Annotated in this window: 9 protein-coding genes; 1 reads left to right on the forward strand and 8 read right to left on the reverse strand. The window is 45.4% G+C overall.

The annotated features are described in order from the left end of the window. Positions 1-154: 154 nt before the first annotated feature. Entirely contained in the window at positions 155-2,710 is a 2,556-nt protein-coding gene (locus K4039_RS16870) for a protein kinase (protein WP_265236714.1), read from the reverse strand. 9 nt (positions 2,711-2,719) lie between these two features. After that, positions 2,720-2,878 carry a hypothetical protein gene (locus K4039_RS16875; RefSeq protein WP_265236716.1) on the reverse strand — a complete coding sequence of 53 codons (159 nt, stop codon included), beginning with the start codon at positions 2,876-2,878 and terminating at the stop codon, positions 2,720-2,722. A gap of 331 nt (positions 2,879-3,209) precedes the next feature. On the opposite strand from K4039_RS16875, the gene K4039_RS16880 reads away from it, so the two are divergent. Further along, on the forward strand, positions 3,210-4,448 hold the full coding sequence (locus tag K4039_RS16880; protein WP_265236718.1) for a glycosyltransferase family 2 protein: 1,239 nt from the start codon (positions 3,210-3,212) through the stop codon (positions 4,446-4,448). Between the two features lie 113 nt (positions 4,449-4,561). Here the strand turns inward: K4039_RS16880 and K4039_RS16885 are convergent, their stop codons facing one another. The 6 genes from K4039_RS16885 to map form a co-directional block, all read right to left on the reverse strand. Next, a complete protein-coding gene (locus K4039_RS16885; protein WP_265236721.1) occupies positions 4,562-6,835 on the reverse strand; it encodes an FdhF/YdeP family oxidoreductase in 2,274 nt (757 codons plus the stop codon). 135 nt (positions 6,836-6,970) lie between these two features. Further along, complete coding sequence (locus K4039_RS16890; RefSeq protein WP_265236723.1) at positions 6,971-7,117, reverse strand: hypothetical protein; 147 nt, start codon at positions 7,115-7,117, stop codon at positions 6,971-6,973. A 40-nt stretch (positions 7,118-7,157) separates the two neighbouring features. Beyond that, a complete protein-coding gene (locus tag K4039_RS16895) occupies positions 7,158-12,359 on the reverse strand; it encodes a hypothetical protein (protein WP_265236725.1) in 5,202 nt (1,733 codons plus the stop codon). Between the two features lie 614 nt (positions 12,360-12,973). Next, positions 12,974-13,339: a hypothetical protein gene (locus K4039_RS16900; RefSeq protein WP_265236727.1), complete on the reverse strand. Its 366-nt coding sequence runs from the start codon at positions 13,337-13,339 to the stop codon at positions 12,974-12,976. Between the two features lie 604 nt (positions 13,340-13,943). After that, positions 13,944-14,636, reverse strand: coding sequence for a response regulator transcription factor (locus K4039_RS16905; RefSeq protein ID WP_265236729.1), 693 nt, complete (start codon positions 14,634-14,636; stop codon positions 13,944-13,946). Positions 14,637-15,009: 373 nt separating this feature from the next. Beyond that, complete coding sequence (gene map / locus K4039_RS16910) at positions 15,010-15,837, reverse strand: type I methionyl aminopeptidase (RefSeq protein WP_265236731.1); 828 nt, start codon at positions 15,835-15,837, stop codon at positions 15,010-15,012. Positions 15,838-16,165 lie beyond the last annotated feature (328 nt).

Below are 16,165 nucleotides of genomic sequence, written 5' to 3' on the forward strand. Positions count from 1 at the left end.
CAGCCTGGGAACTGAGATCTAGAGGCTCTGCCTCCCTTGAAAAAATGCAGGCAGAGCCTCCGGATCTGCGTTACCAGGCCGGAGCCTGGTAACGAGTAGAAGGAGATGATCCCCTCTTCCTTCTTCCTTCTTCCTTCTTCCCTCTTCCTTCCGATTATCTGAGCCACAACTTAATAGTATTGTCTTTAGAACCGCTAGCAATAGTTTTGCCATCGGGACTAAAAGTCACTACATAAACCTCATCGGTATGTCCCGTCAAAGTATTCAGCAATTCTCCGGTTTCAAAGTCCCAAACTTTAATAGTTTTATCCTTGCTCCCGCTAGCAATAAATTTCCCGTCCGGGCTGATAGCAACTGAGACAATATCATCAGAATGTCCCTTAATCGAACGAATTAAATCTCCACTTTCGAGATTCCAAATTTTAATGCTTTCATCGTAGGAACCGCTAACAATTGTCTTGCCGTCTGGACTCACAGCAACCGACCTCACCGCGTCGCCGTGTCCCTCCAGAGTTTTGATCAACCTCCCCGTTGCTACATCAACAATTGTAATTTTTTTATCCTTAGAACCGCTAACCAAACTTTTGCCATCGGGAGTGAAAGCAACAGAATAAACAAAATCTGTATGGTCTGGTAAATTGTAAATCAAATTGCCAGTTGCTGCATCCGAAATCTTGGTGGTTTTGTCTCCGCTGCCGCTAGCAACGAGCTGTCCGTCGGGGCTGAGAGCGACAGACCAAACAGATGCAGTGTGATCGAGACTGCGAGTAACTTGCCCTGTTTTCAAATCCCACAACATGACTCTCCAAAAACCTGTTCCTGTCGCCAGTTTCGTACCCTTTGCGTCGAAAGCAACCGACCAAATGGTGGAGGAATCTCCGGGGAAAGTGCGGATCGATTTGCCTGTGGCTAAATCCCAAATTTGGATGGTTTTGTCTTTGGAACCGCTGGCTAACATTAAGCCGTCTGGACTGAAAGCAACAGCCCCAACTGCATCTGAATGCTGAGCGAAGTTTTTGACTTTGGCGTTTTTCCAGTGGAGACCTGCTTGGCACTTTTCTTGTAAGTTTTGAGCGGACGTATAGGCGCTGGAAGTGTTGGCAATTGTTGGTATTTGGCTGATGCAGCCTTCATAATTGCTTTCTTGATAAAAAGCATCGATTCGATTGAATTGTTGGGCTTCTTGCTGCACTAGCTGCTGTCTTTCTTGCCATTTGAGGTATCCGTAAATTCCACCGATCGCAGTTAAGAGTGCTGCAATGGTTGCTCCGGCGATATAAGGATTGAATTTGCGAGGTTCTTTGGGGACAATTGCTGCGCTGCTGGTGCTGGGGCTGGCGATCCTCTCCGTTGGCGTAGCCCCCGTAGGGGCGGGCTGCGCTAACGACAAATCCCCTTTTCCGTTCAAATTTACCTCCGGGGATACCGCCGGAGTTGCCTGCACGCCGAGTGGAACAGCGCTGCTGGCTAGTGGCGGATTGGGGTTGCGGTGTCCCTCCAAAACTATGGCGATCGCCTTATACAATTTACCGAATAAAGATTTAGGAACGACTAATTCTTCGATTCTCGTGGCATCTTCGTCGGTAAGTCCTAAAACTTGCTGCAAGCGTTTTAATTCCTCGCGAGTTTCCACAGAAAAGGGATATTCTTGCTGCATGGCTTCTTGCAGAGATTGTTCGTAGCGTTCGCCTTTTTCCCTGTATTTACGATAGGGGTTCAATACTTCATCTTCCATCGCCTCTGCTTCTTCAGGTTGCAATTCCAAACTGACGCGCAATTCTTCTAATATTCTCCGACCGACGACTGTAATGTCACCGCGATTGCTGCTGCGCCGATCGACTTCTTCGCGATAGATTGTGAGTTTGGGTATCCGCGCGCGCGATCGATCGCCAATTTTCCGCAAATCTGCCAAAGCCTCCGCCGCCGACTGGTAGCGCTCCCGAAAATCGTAGCGCACCATATTGTCCAAAACATCGGACAGCGCTTGGGAGCAGGTGGTTAAATGGCGCCAAACAATTTCGCCTCGATTAGAATTTTTCAAATCCCGCAGTTTGGGCAAATCGTAAGCCGGCAAACCCGTCATGGCTTGAATGCCAATCATTCCCAAGGCGTAGATATCGCTGTTGAGTTGTGGATTATATTGAAATTGCTCGATCGGCATATATTCCAGCGTACCAATCCGCACAGTTACCGGCGCTTGTCTTTGAGCGATGTGAATCTCTTTCACCGAGCCAAAGTCGATCAAAACTAACTTGTTGTCCGCATAGCGGCGGATTAAATTTGCTGGTTTAATATCTCGATGAATTACGCCCTGTCCGTGTACAAACACTAAAATTTCTAATAGTTCCTTCAGCAAAGGAATAATTTTTTCTTCGGTAACAGGTTTGCCCGGTACAATCTCGGTGGATAGCGAGTGACCGGCAACAAAGGATTCAACTAAGAAAAATTCTTCATTTTCTTCAAAATAAGCAAATAGCTGAGGAATTTGGTCGTGTTGACCGAGCTTTTCTAGAACTTCTGCTTCTTTTTGGAAAAGACGGCGCGTAGTATTAATTAATTTCGGTTCGCTGCTACCGGGACGCAGGTGCTTGACAAAGCACTGCGGTTCACCGGGGCGACGAATATCTTTCGCCAGATAGGTTTGTCCAAATTCTCCTGTTTCTATGACTTCAAGGATTTGATAGCGTCCATCTAAAAGTTGGCTCACCATGATAATAACTTAGTTGCTCCTGGGCATTGGGCATTGGGCATTGGGCATGGGGAATTGGGAATTGGGAATTGGGAATTGTTTTTTCTTTCCTTCTTCCCTCTTCCTTCTTCCTTCTTCCCTCTTCCTTCTTCCTTCTTCCTTCTTCCTTCTTCCTTCAACTTCTGGCATACTTTATTTTTTCAACATCTGCAAAGCTTGATAGCCCAAAAAGAAAAAACCCAAAGCGCCGACTACCGCTATCGTATTCGCAAACACATCGACTGTCAGAAATTCGCCCATTGCAATATCCTCTCTTAACTGATATCTATCCTCGGCTTTTCGGTCGCTGACTGGGTGAGGGGTCTTGCCCCTTGCTGCGGTAGAGCCGAAAGATGCTCACAAATTATAGCAAAGGAGGCGACCGAAATAACTTTTTGGGCGATCGACTAGCTTTTTGTTTTAATATTTTTTAAAATTTAAGGAGACAAATTGTGCACCGAAATTTTGAGGTCAGTTCGCTTTGATATTGTTAACCCTGGTAATTTTTTCTCTGATTGTAAGTAGAGCTTACACTAAGAATTTGCGCCTCAGCGTCAAAAATGCGCCTCGCACCGACAGCAGTAGGGATCAGCAGTTATTTCCGTCGGCGGGGGACTTCCCCAAAGTTTCGGTAATCGTACCAGCCTACAACGAAGCTGAGAATATTCGGGATTGCGCGATCGCCATTTTGGAGAGTACAGCCCTGTCTGTGGACAACCTAGAGGTTTTGATTGTAGACGATCGATCGACAGACGACACATTGGCGATCGCCCAAACTCTACAACAACAGTTCAACGACCCCCGCCTCAAAATATTAGCAGGTCAGGCGCGACCGGCCAACCAATATTGGGCGGGCAAAAACTGGGCCTGCGCCCAAGCTGTTCAGGAAGTAACCGGAGAATTTCTATTATTTATCGATGCCGACGTGCGGCTGAAACCGGGGGCGATCGAAACGGCGATTGCAACAGCAGAAAATGGCAAAATAGACTTGTTTACCTGTATGCCAGCGCTGGTTTGCGAGTGTTTTGCCGAATGGTTAGTGCAGCCGTTAATGTTCAATCACCTAGCAGTTTGCTTCGATTTTACGGCGGTTAATGATTCCTCAAAAACAGATAGTGCTTTTGCGGGTGGCCCATTTATGCTGTTTAGGCGATCGGCTTACGAAAAAATCGGCGGACACGAAGCAGTTGCCGGCGAAATTGTCGAAGATGTGGAATTAGCTAGACGCATCAAACGTGCAGGTTTAAAGCTCGCACTTTATTCGGGTTCAAATTTGGCATCCGTGCGGATGTATCGGTCTTGGAGCGCATTGTGGGAAGGCTGGACAAAGAATCTGTATCTCGGCGCTAAGCGCAGTTGGGGAATGATGATTTACATGGCCGCAATTATGTTATTTCTTTATCCGATGCCGTGGTTGGCATTAGGTATTTTACTGGCTAACGGCGAAATCGCCAACATAATTACCAATCACCAATTAGCAATTACTAATTACCATTTGCCGATTACTTTGTTAACTATTGGTTTATCTGCGATCGTAATTTGGCAGCATTACACTTTACGCCGTTTGGGTGCCGAAATTTCCGACTGTCCGACGAAATACTGGTGGTTGGGAGGTTTGGGAGGAGTCTTAATTGCGGCAATTGCGATCGGTTCCGCCATCAAAACCGAAACTGGTTGGGGATGGACTTGGCGCGGGAGAGCTTTGCAAATTAAGAGTTAATTCAGACTTAAGCATGGGGTCGCAGAAACCGGGTTTTTTACGACAATACTTCGTTATAACCGGCAGATTCGGTAAAAACCCGGTTTCTTTAGTCAGAGTGCGCCCAAAACTGATTAAGCTTCTGCGTATACCAAAGCAGGTACTCGCTTGTAAGCAGGCGTGCCCGATCGCTTTTCAATCTCCGGGTGAAAAATTACATTAACTTCAGGATAAAACATCAAAGCAGCACCCTCACGAACCGCCCCATAAATCACTTCCACATTTTCCATTTTCCCCACATTTCCCTGTACCGTAACCCGCTGATGTTCTTGCATACCAGTGCTTTCTGCATCCGCGCGATTCATCAGAATGCAGTTGCGGTGTGGCATTCCCCGGTACTTGTCATCAATTTTATAAACCACAGTATTGTGCTGAGAATAACTGCGCCCCGTCATCAATGCCACCACTAAACCCCGCACCGATTCCGATACTCCAAACTCTTTAATTTCCGGTAGTTTCAGCAAGGGCAAAGGCGTTACAAACATCTTGGCTTTGCCGGAATCAGTCGGGAATTTAGGTTCCGTAAAAATCCGCCCGCTGATAGTAAACTCCTCTTTGGTTTCATCAATTGTTGCCATTTTTTCATAGCCAGGAATCGTTTTAGCAATCAATTGTCGAACATATTTAGTATCTTGAAGTTGTCGCCAATCTACCGGATAAGTGCCATGAATTCGGCTCGCCAATTCTGTCAAAAAATGCACTTCTGGAATTAAATCAGCATCTTTGAGATGAGTTTCTCCTTCATCATTGAAACGTACAAAATTATTACCAGATTCTACCGTTGTTTTGTGGGGATTTTCAAAGCGATTCAGCACCGGCAGCACAATTGTATTGTACTTTGCCAATCCGCTAAAATGTCCTAAGTTTGGTTTAGTTGCGAGGTAAATAATGGTTTCAATCTTGCCTAAAGCACGTTTTGCCTCAGTTGAATCTGGATTTGCCCCGTACAAGTTGCCACCCAAACAGATCAGCGTATCGACTTTGCCTTCATCTGCTGCTTCAATGAGCGATCGAGTATTGTAACCCTTAACAGCGCTCAGGGGACGCCCCAACAACTGTTCGAGAGTATGTTGGATTTCTTTTTTCAGCTCCACAGTCACGCCCATAGAGCCGAATCCTTGGACGTTTGAGTGTCCTCTCACCGGCATTAATCCCGCCCCTGTTTTGCCGACATTTCCCGTCATCAAAGCAGTGTTGGCCAGGCTGAAAACATTATCTACGCCGTTTTGTTGTTGAGTAATTCCCATCGCCCAACCGAATACAACCCGCTTAGAATTGCCGATGATTTTAGCTGCTGCCTCAATTTCCGCTTGAGAAACCCCGCAAGTTTTAGTAATAGTTTCCCAGTCGGTTTCGCGGGCGTGCTGCACTACCGCTTCCCAGCCTTCTGTGTGGGCTTGCAAGTATTTTTCGTCTAACAATCCTTGTTCGATTACCGATTTTTGAATTCCCACAAATAGGGCTGTGTCGCTGCCGGGAATTGGTTGCAAGTAGAGCGAGGAAATATCGGAACCGGGGACGAGAGATTTGACGGGAAATGCTGGAGAACCAAACTTGACTAACCCGATTTCCATCACTGGATTGATGACAATTACTTTACCGCCTTTGTCGCGAATTTTAATCAACTCGTTCATGAAGCGGGGATGATTGTAGGCAGAATTCGCGCCCGCGAGCACGACGCAATCTGCTTGCTTCAAGTTTTCTAGACTCACTACCGAGGTGCGGGTAGCAAACATTTCGCTTAACCCGGTTGTCGAGGGAGCGTGGCACAAATCCGAACAATCTGCTAAGTTATTGGAACCCATCGCGCGCATCATTAATTGCAGCAGAAAAGCCGCCTCGTTGGAAGAGCGGCCGGAACTGTAAGATGCCACTCGTTCCGGGCTTTTGCGAAATCCAGCCTCGGCAATTTCATAGACTTCTTGCCAAGAAATGCGATCGTAATGAGACGAACCAGCCCGCAAAATCATCGGAAAACTCAGCCTTCCTAGCCTATCTGCTTCCATTGAAGTTAATTGCTGGAGTTCTTCAATTCTGTGCTGTTCAAAATAGTGAGTCTTGACAGCAGGTTTAATTTCAGCCGAGATTGCTTCAACGCTTTTCATGCAGCGCTGAAGTTTTTCGCCCTCTTCATTCGTAAAGCCTCCTTTCTGCCCGCCAGTGCCCCAAGAACAGGACAAACAAGCACTATTGTGTAGCAAAGTTTTCCAAAGTTTCGGCCCTTCCGGGGACAAAGTATGCTCTGCCCAAAACTGAATTACGGGTAAACCGCCACCGATGTCTGGTGTTTCCTCATTTTTCTCGCTGAAGGGCGGAACGGGTTGGATATTTTGGGAGTTGATTTCCATGCGGTTTACCTTTTATTTGAATTGGGAGTTGATGTGCAATTAAGTTTATTAGTCTAATTTACCGCAAATTTACAGCACAAAAAATGAGTCAATAGATAGATGTTTTAAGAAGACCCGGCGGTTCCAACCGCCATCTTATTTTACCAGAAAGAATTGGTTTAAAGCCTCTCCCTTGTAGGGAGAAATTAAAATCAGACTATTCATTACTCCAATCCTCTTCCTTCTTTTGTCAAGTGCTGTCAACTCTTCTCCCTTGCGAGCGGGTAAGCTGTCAACTATCAACTATCAACTATCAACTGTCAACTGTCAACTGAATGAAGGTTTACTTCCTCTTATTTAACGCCTGCTTCCCAAACCCAAGACAAAGCATTCGATCGCCCTCAGTGACATTTGGGTCATTCTGCAAATAATCCCCCAACCACTCGCAACTCCGAGCAATAATATTATTCAGCTCCAAATTCTCCACAGGCAACAGAATTACAGTCCGATCCCTGCTAGCAAAACCGAGAGTTTTGCTGTCAGAACTAAAAGTAACGCTCAACACCCGATCGCTCGATTCCAAAGTCTTCGATAGCAGCGCCTTCTTGCCGTCAAAATTCCACAGCTTAACCGTATTTCCCGCACTCGCCGCCGCAATCAACTTGCCGTCAGGACTGAAGCTCACGCTTTCCACAGTATCGCTGTGGTCGAGTTTTTCAGTTAAATTTGCGGTCTTGCCATCAAACCCCCACAAGTAAACTTTTTTGTCAGCGCAAGCAGCAGCAACAGTCTTGCCATCTGGACTGAAACTAACATTTCTGACACTATCCGCGTGATCGAGAGTTGTCAGAATCTTCGCCGACGTACCGTTAAATTGCCAGAGGTAAACTCTATTTTCTCCGGCAATTTCAAAAGCATTTTTCTTGTCGCTTGCCTTGTCGTCAGTAGCAGTAGCAGTAGCAATAGTTTTGCCGTCGGGGCTGAAACTAACGCTAATTACTGGATTGCTGTGATCGAGTTTTGCCAACAAAGTTGCTTTAGCACCGTTCCAGCGCCAGAGGTACAATTTGCGATCGGCACTGGCGGCGGCAATTATCTTGCCATCTGGACTAAAACTCACGCTTCTCACAATGCCACTATGACGCAGAGTATCTAACAGTTTCCCATTTAAACTCCAGACTTTCACCGTTTTGTCATCGCTGGCAGAAGCAACAGTTTTATTGTCCGGCGAAAAGCTCGTCCAGGTAACAGAATCCTTGTGACCTATTAAGGTTTTAATTAAACTGCCATCAGGGCGCCAAAGTTTCACCGTCTTGTCGCCGCTAGCCGAAGCAATTGTTTTGCCGTCCCCACTAAAACTTACTTTATAAACCCAGTCTCCGTGTCCAGATAAAATCTTATTCAACGGAGTGCTGTTTGGTTGCCAAATTTTTACCATTTTGTCCTTACTGGCGGAAGCAATCGTGCCATCACTGCTGAAAGTTACGGCCCTCACGTCGTCTTGATGTCCTCGAAAAGTGTTGAGCAAAGTGCCGCTGCGACTCCAAACTTTCACCGTATCGTCGGCGCTGCCGGTGACAATTTTTTCGCCGTCGCGACTGAAACTCGCGCTAACAACTGCATCGTTGTGTCCTTTGAGAGTTTTGATTTCCTCACCCTTTCGGTTCCAAATTTTGGCTGTGGTGTCGCCACTGGCTGAGACGAGTTGTTGGCTGTCGGGACTGAACTTAACGCTGTAAACAATGTCAGAATGTTTGGTTAATGTTTTGGGATTAATTTGAAATTTTTGGGTTTTACCTTTGCGATTCCAAAGTTTGATAGTTTTGTCAACACTTGCTGAAGCAATTGTTTTGCCGTCGGGGCTGAAACTGACACCGAGCACCCAGTCTTTGTGTCCGGTTAAGGTTTGCACCAATGTTTTTGTTTCCAGGTTCCATATTTTGATGGTGTTGTCGTGACTCCCGGAGGCTAGGGTTTTGCCGTCGGGGCTGAAGCTGACGCTGGTGACGATATCGCGGTGGCCCGATAAAGTGGCGATCGCACTTTTGTCGTTATCCACTTGCCAAATTTTAATTTTGCGATCGGCGCCACCAGTTGCGATCGTTTTCCCATCCGGGCTAAAACTAACACTCGTCACGATATCATCATGCTTGAAAGTCTTTAATAACTTACCTGATTTGCTCACCAATTTAACAGTTTTGTCAGCACTTGCTGAAGCAACTGAATTACCATCTGGACTCACACTCACATCCAAAACAAACTTGCTGTGTTGCTGGAAACGGTTGCTTTCTTGCACTCCAGAAATAGCTTGTCTGAGCCTCTCAGCAATTGTATTTTTAGTATCCACAGGTAGCGCGGTACTTTTCAGAGAATCGCGGCCGATTTTGATACTATTTTCCAACACTCCTAATTGATTTTTTTCATTAGAAAGCAGCAAAGCTTCCGACGCCGAATTTAGGGCATCAGTCCGACTTGTTTCTGCTTCTTGGCGCGCGCTTTCTGCTAATTTTGCTTGCTCGAATCCCATCCACGAAACACCTGCGAGTACCAGCAATCCTAGAATCGCCGCCCGCAATTGCCATCTCCGACTTTGATAAAGTTGAGCTTCCGCTTGGTGTTGTTTGTCTCTAGCTAAGCGCTGGTTGTCTCTAGCTTCCGAGAGCAAAGCATCTCGCTCTCTATCTTTGCGAATTTGTTCAATTTCATCTCGGTTAATTTGGTTTTGCTTGCGGAGTTCCTCGAATTCTGCCTTTTTATCTAATTCTTGTTGCTGGCGGATGAAGCTAACTAGATAGTCGTGAACGAGCTGATAAAGCTCTGCCGGTAGTTCTGTCCACCGAAAAACTAAACCGGATTTGACTAACAGTTCTAAGACTAAATCTAATTTGTCAGTAGCTGCAAATATAGCCAAATCAGAGGCTAATTCGGCGCGGGTTTTTAGGGGTCGAATCTCATCTTCATCTGTGAGAAAATACAAAATTCGACGTGCAGCCCCTTCATTTTCCGGCCCGCAATCTTTGATGACTTCTTCGAGAAATCTTTCGACTAATTTGTGTTGCGGATTGTTGCCCAAATCCTGATATTGAGTTAAAGTTCTAATGTCCTCTTGTTGGAGTTGAGCGCCCACAAGTTGCAGTTCGATCGGGCGGACTTCTCCCAATTCTCCAGCTAAATCTTTGACTAATTCTTCGATCAGCTCAGGTTCTAAGTAAAACTGCGATCGTTCAGTTAAAGTGCGAATTACCGCTCGCGCATCGCCCTGGGAAAAATTACCCAAATAAAACAGAATATCTTTGCTGAGAATGTCCGCCAAAATATCATTTTTGATGGCTTGTGTTGGTTTTTTTGGTCGGGAAAATTCCAGCAAATAGTGCAGGTAATCTTCCCGTAAAGACAGGATAACTTTTAAATACTTGATTTTCAAGCATTCCCGCAAAAACTCAAAAAATATCTTTCTTTCTGCTGGCTCTTTCCACACGAAAAAGAATTCTTCAAATTGGTCAAATATCAGAACAGTCACTAGATGTTCTGAATTTGTTTGCAGCTCTTTGATGATTTTCTCATATTCGATCGCCTGTTTTTCGACAATTAATTCTACAGGCTGTGACTGCTCAATCCGATCCTGATTGATTAGGGCCGAATCGCCGTTAAATTCCTGCCGCAGATTGCCGTTGACTGCGCCTGCTACGGTCAAATCTCCCGAAGCTGCTCCCGGTACTGCATCGAAATTTTCGCGATCGAATATTTCAGCTTTCCCCGCAGATAACTGTCTGGTCAATTCCCGCGGCCAGTTATTATAAACTTGCAGCACTACAGGCAAAACAGTCCGCATTTCGATCTTTTTTTGCTTGAGTGCCGGCACTAATCCCCCGGTGACAATTGAACTTTTACCAACTCCAGACTGACCGTAAATTACTGTCAGTTTGTCTGGGGTATTGTTCATCCTATATATCAAGCGGTTGAGGTCTGCTTCTCTACCGGAAGCTGTAATTTCGTCAGCAATAGTAGCAGCAGCGGCAACTGTTTCGGCGGCGGGATTAATCGCTTCTCTGTGTGGCTGTAATTTTCCGGCTCCAATAAAAGCTCGGAAGCGATACGTATGTTCTACCGCTCGATAATCTTGCTTAAGCTGAAATGCTTTGAGATATTCTCCCCGCTGAAAATAGAATCCTCGCAGCATTTCTAAAACCCGCAAATACAGTTGTGGGTTGTAGCAAGGTTCGGTTTCTGAGCGAGCTAATTCTAAATGTGCGATCGCCTCCTCAACCTCGCCCAACTCGCTCTGTGCCTCTGCTAAAATTAACAAATACAAGCCTTGATGCTGCGATTTTAGAGCCGTTCCGTGTCCCGTCGCTTCAAATTTTGAGTTGAGAGAGTGTAGGGCGACTAAAGCCCATTCTTTCGCCCCTTGCCAATTCTTTTGCTCTAAGGCTACTCTAGCCAAAAAGCCGTAATCTTGAGCCAAATTAACTGTTGAGTTTTCCATATTTTCATGTAACCTCCGAGCTTTGATAGCTAAATTCCAGAGTGCATCCCAATCTTCTAAATGCTGCAATACTTCGCCGAGTTGATTGATGAATATACCGACTAGATCTGGCTGTCCGGCGCGTTCGAGAACATCAATACATTGCTGAAAATAATTTTTAGCTTCCGTCCAGTAAGGACGGTTGCCACTGCGATGTTTTTCTGCTTGAAAACGGTAGCAAAGACCGATGTGAAAGAGTAGAATCCCCTCTAATACTGGTGCAGGGTGAACAGTAAATAACAAATCGCTAAATTCTGTTTTTGAGCCGATAAATGCTACTTGATACTTCCAAAAAGTGAGACTTTTTTGATACAATTCAAGGGCCGCCTGAATGCGGTGGCTAGCATATTCGTCTCGACCGCGAATAAATTGCAAACTGGCTTCAATAGCTCGTTCTAACCTGATGTTGCAAGTTTGCAAGTCTTGCCTGGCCGACTCTAATTCAGTTAAAGAATTGGCTCCGAGAATGGTAGAGTTGCTTAAACGCCAATTGCCACTTTCTAAAATCTTGCCAAAAATGCGATCGCAACTTTTGCCCAAGAAATTTACCAACTCGTCGGGGCCGAGTACAAATTCCACGCTTGTCGTCCAAGTCTCGATATCCGTGACTAACCGAATCAGTTTTTTTAAGATTTTGTCTGTCACCCACAGCACCACCGGGAAGGGAAAATTATTGCGAAATTCTTCCCTGACGTAGTTGGTAGATGTCAGCACGCGATCGATCGCACTTACGGACTCCAATCCAAACACCATTAAAGCTTGGGGGTGGCTACCGTCAAGTTCGGTTTCTATCGTCGTGTACAGAGTTTTAACAGATGTCGGGAGGACAAGTTCTCGAATCTCGACACCAGACTGCTGCCGCAATTGCCGTACAGTTTCCTCTCGCATCGCACTGTAATTGCACCTGACCAAAATCAGCGAAAATTGCCCCTGAGACATGGAGAGAGTCCGGGAGAGAGTTTGCAGCGAACTTTTATTTTGCTCTGCTGCGGTGTCTTGGTGGCAGTGCGAATTAGTCATAATATTTTAAAATCCTGATAGATATAGATGCTTTCAGTTGACAGTTGACAGTTGACAATTGACCTGGGACAGCACTTGACAAAAGAAAGAAGAGGATAGGAGTAATCAATCGTCTTCTTTTAATTTCTCCCGATCGAGGAGAGGCTTTAAACCAACGCTTTATGGTAATACATATCGCTTACCAATTAGCAATTAGCAATTACCAATTACCAGACATACCTCATCTTTTTTAGAAAGGCTATAGCGGTTCTCAAAAAAGTGAGGTATGCCCTATTCCCTATGCCCTATTCCCTATGCCCTATTCCCTATGCCCAGTCGTCCGCGAATCTTTCTGAGAACCGCTATATATTTCTCGTTACCATACCCAAAATTCGTAGAAACCCGGTTTCTAGCTGCCCGTACCTCAGCTCTGAAACTGTCCGATTATTTGAGCCGATCGCCCTTAAAGCATACCCGAAAAAATACATACTCTGTTATTATCATAATCTCAGGAAAATCCACCGGATTTTACTGATTTTTTGAACCCTCGGTGGCTCACATTGTACCGAGCAAAAAAGTCGTGAAGCTTAGCTATCCCGTAGGGAATCGCCAAAAATCCCACAAATCCGATGCAGTTATTCGCAGACGGCGGAAATCTTGCATTCCCTGCTTTGCTGGCCCCTCGCCGCACTGAGATAAACTACGGGCGGTGGCTCCTCAATGACAACTTGCACATTTTCGATCAGAATTTTATCAATCTCCATATCTAAATTAGTAGCTGAAAAATCAGGTAGATCCCAATCTTCGCTTTCTTCAATGAGGATTGTTGTGGTTGGTGCCACCATCTCTAAATCAAGCTCATCACCAAAATTAGAAACTTGCTTATTTGGTTCTATTTTCTGACTGGTATCAGTAGCTACAGCTTGAGTGGTATTGGTCATTAGTACGATCGGCAATGCTACCATTGCACTTATCGTTTGTCGCGCCGTGATTTTCCCCATAATCTCCTCCTGGTATCAACTAAATTTTGGTGCTGCTATAAATTTAAACATCCGCCGTTACTTTGCTGCGCTGCTATTAATTAATAGTCGCTTATTTTTTGACAAAATATACCCCTATCTGTGACACTTTGGGGCAAGTTTGCCTGACGGAGGGTATCCGGCTAACTCTTCCCGTTTCTATTGATTACGTGAAAACTCTTAAACAATCAGGTTTTCTTTTAAGTAATTTCGGAAATGAGAGCGAGTGTCTATTTCAGGCTGAAAACGGCGAAAAGTGCGATCGCACCCCCTGTTACCAGCAAACTGATTTCCTGTTAACACATCCACCGAATTTTTGTCAATACTTATAACTTGATAGTTATCATTTTTTGCATATAGCAAGCGCCACATCGGGCGGGGACATAAATAACCTCATGAATAGAGCCGATACCTGTTGAGCATAAATGGTTTGATTTCCGTACTATGAAACTGTCAACTATCAACTGTCAACTGTCAACTGTCAACTGTCAACTGCTAACTATCAACTGCTACAATTCTCGTTACCAGGAAGAGCCTGGTAACGCAGAGCGGCGAGACATAGCCACCAGCAAAAAAGTATCGGTTTCTACTTAGTCAAACCGTGTTCTAGAGCGTAGCGCACCAACTCAGTACGGCTGTTAGTACCAGTCTTGCTAAACAAACGGCTGACATACTTTTCCACATTACGCACGCTAGTTTCCAAGCGGCGGGCAATTTCCTTATTCATCAAACCTTGAGCAACCAAATCCAAAACACTTTGCTCTCGCGGAGTCAAATCAATTTTAATCGACGAAGCACTTTGGACGATCGAACTCCGGCCACTCAGCAAAGACTCAATTCTCGCCATTTGGCTAGCCAAAGCAGCAATATCAGGACTTTCACCATTGCCACTCGTCTCCTTAGCCGCCGCGCGACGGGCCAGCAAATTCGTGACAATTGCTACCAACTCGTCGGGATCGAAGGGCTTAGAAAGATAAGCATCGCAGCCTGCTTGATAGCCTTGAATGCGATCGCCCGTCATCCCCTTAGCCGTCAAAAACACCACCGGCAAAGACTTATAGCGAGGATCTTCCCGCACTTGCTTCAGAAACTGATAGCCGTCCACCTGCGGCATCATAATGTCTGAAATCACCAAATCAGGATTGATCTGCTGCAATAGTTCCCAGCCATCCCGAGCATTACTGGCAACCTCAACCGAAAAATCGCTATCTTCCAAATAAGCTTGTACCGCTTCCCGCAAGCCCGGTTCATCATCTACCAATAATAATCGTGCTAACATATCCGTTACCCTTACGTTTTATCAATATTATCTTTGAATTTAGCCTAATTCAATTATTTTTTTCCTCCATCTATAGAATCAACTTAAAAAATTGTAGTTAAACTCCTATACGGTTCAGTTAAACCTGATCCCCCCTAGCCCCCCTTAAAAAGGGTGGGACAAGAAATTTCTCAAAGTCCCCCTTTTTAAGGGGGATTTAGGGGCATCTCCGGGGAATAAACATCATTAACTAAACCGTATTGTGGTTAAACTCAAGAGGTTTAAGTTTTGTTTTGATCCAATGATTAAAAACTGATTAATTCAAAAATCAAAACCGCGCAGCGTTGTTCGCGCGAGCGCGGCAATCGCACAATTATTCTTGAACCATTGCGACTTAAACTTTTGAACGATCGGTCAAAATTTCATAACCGGTGTCCGTCACCAACACAGTATGCTCAAACTGAGCAGACATAGCATTATCAACCGTTACAGCAGTCCACTTGTCAGCAAGCGTCCGAGTGAACTTAGAACCCGCATTCAGAATCGGCTCGATCGCCAATGTCATACCCGATCGCAATTTCACATTCGGCATTTCGCGAGTACGGAAATTAAAAACCGACGGTTCCTCGTGCAAATTGCGCCCGACACCGTGGCCTGTAAACTCTTCAACGATGCTAAAACCGTTGCTTTTGACATGATCCTCGATCGCACCAGCCAGATCCAGCAAATACGCTCCCGCCTTCACTTGTTCAATACCTTTATAAAGAGCTTCTTCGGCAACTCTAATTAATTTTGCAGATTCCGGTGTCACCTCAACAACTGCGATCGTGATGCAAGAATCGCCATGAAAACCTTGGTAATATGCTCCCGTATCTACTTTGAGAACATCTCCGGCACGAATTACTTTTTTGCGGCTGGGGATGCCGTGAACAACTTCGTTATTAATGCTAGAGCAAATCGAGCCAGTGAAACCGTGATAGCCTTTAAAACTAGGAGTTGCACCCATTTCTCGGATGCGTTTTTCGGCATAAATATCCAAATCAGCAGTAGTCATTCCCGGTTTTACAAGTTGCGAAATTTCTTTCAGTACGGTTGCGACAATTTTCGCCGCCTGCCGCATTATTTCGATTTCGCGTTCCGACTTAATTTCAATGCCTCGACGCTGTTTTGTGACTTGGGGTTGTTTAGTTGGTGCGGAAAGCAGACTGCTAAAAATATTCATTGAATGTCAGGTAATTTTGTAGTTTGAAGGCAGGTTAAAGCAAAAAACGGCAAATGTCCGGTTTTTTGGGGAAACACCGGTGTCTTGTTCCGAACTGTCGATCGCTCGTCCTTTCAGCTAGTTTAATATTTTTCTTGATAATCGGCACGGGAAAGGCGGATATGGGGAGAGGGATCGGGAGAAAGGGGGAGAGGGGGAGAGGGGGAGAGGGGGAGAGGATTTGAGGATTTGAGGATTTTTGATGTGCCGCCCGATCAAGAAATACAATTTAAATGCAGTACAACTTACCAAATCCGGCTTAGATACCCCGTCGCTGTCGATCGTCTGT

The organism is Lyngbya sp. CCAP 1446/10 (genome assembly GCF_026130175.1).
GTDB lineage: Bacteria > Cyanobacteriota > Cyanobacteriia > Cyanobacteriales > Microcoleaceae > Microcoleus.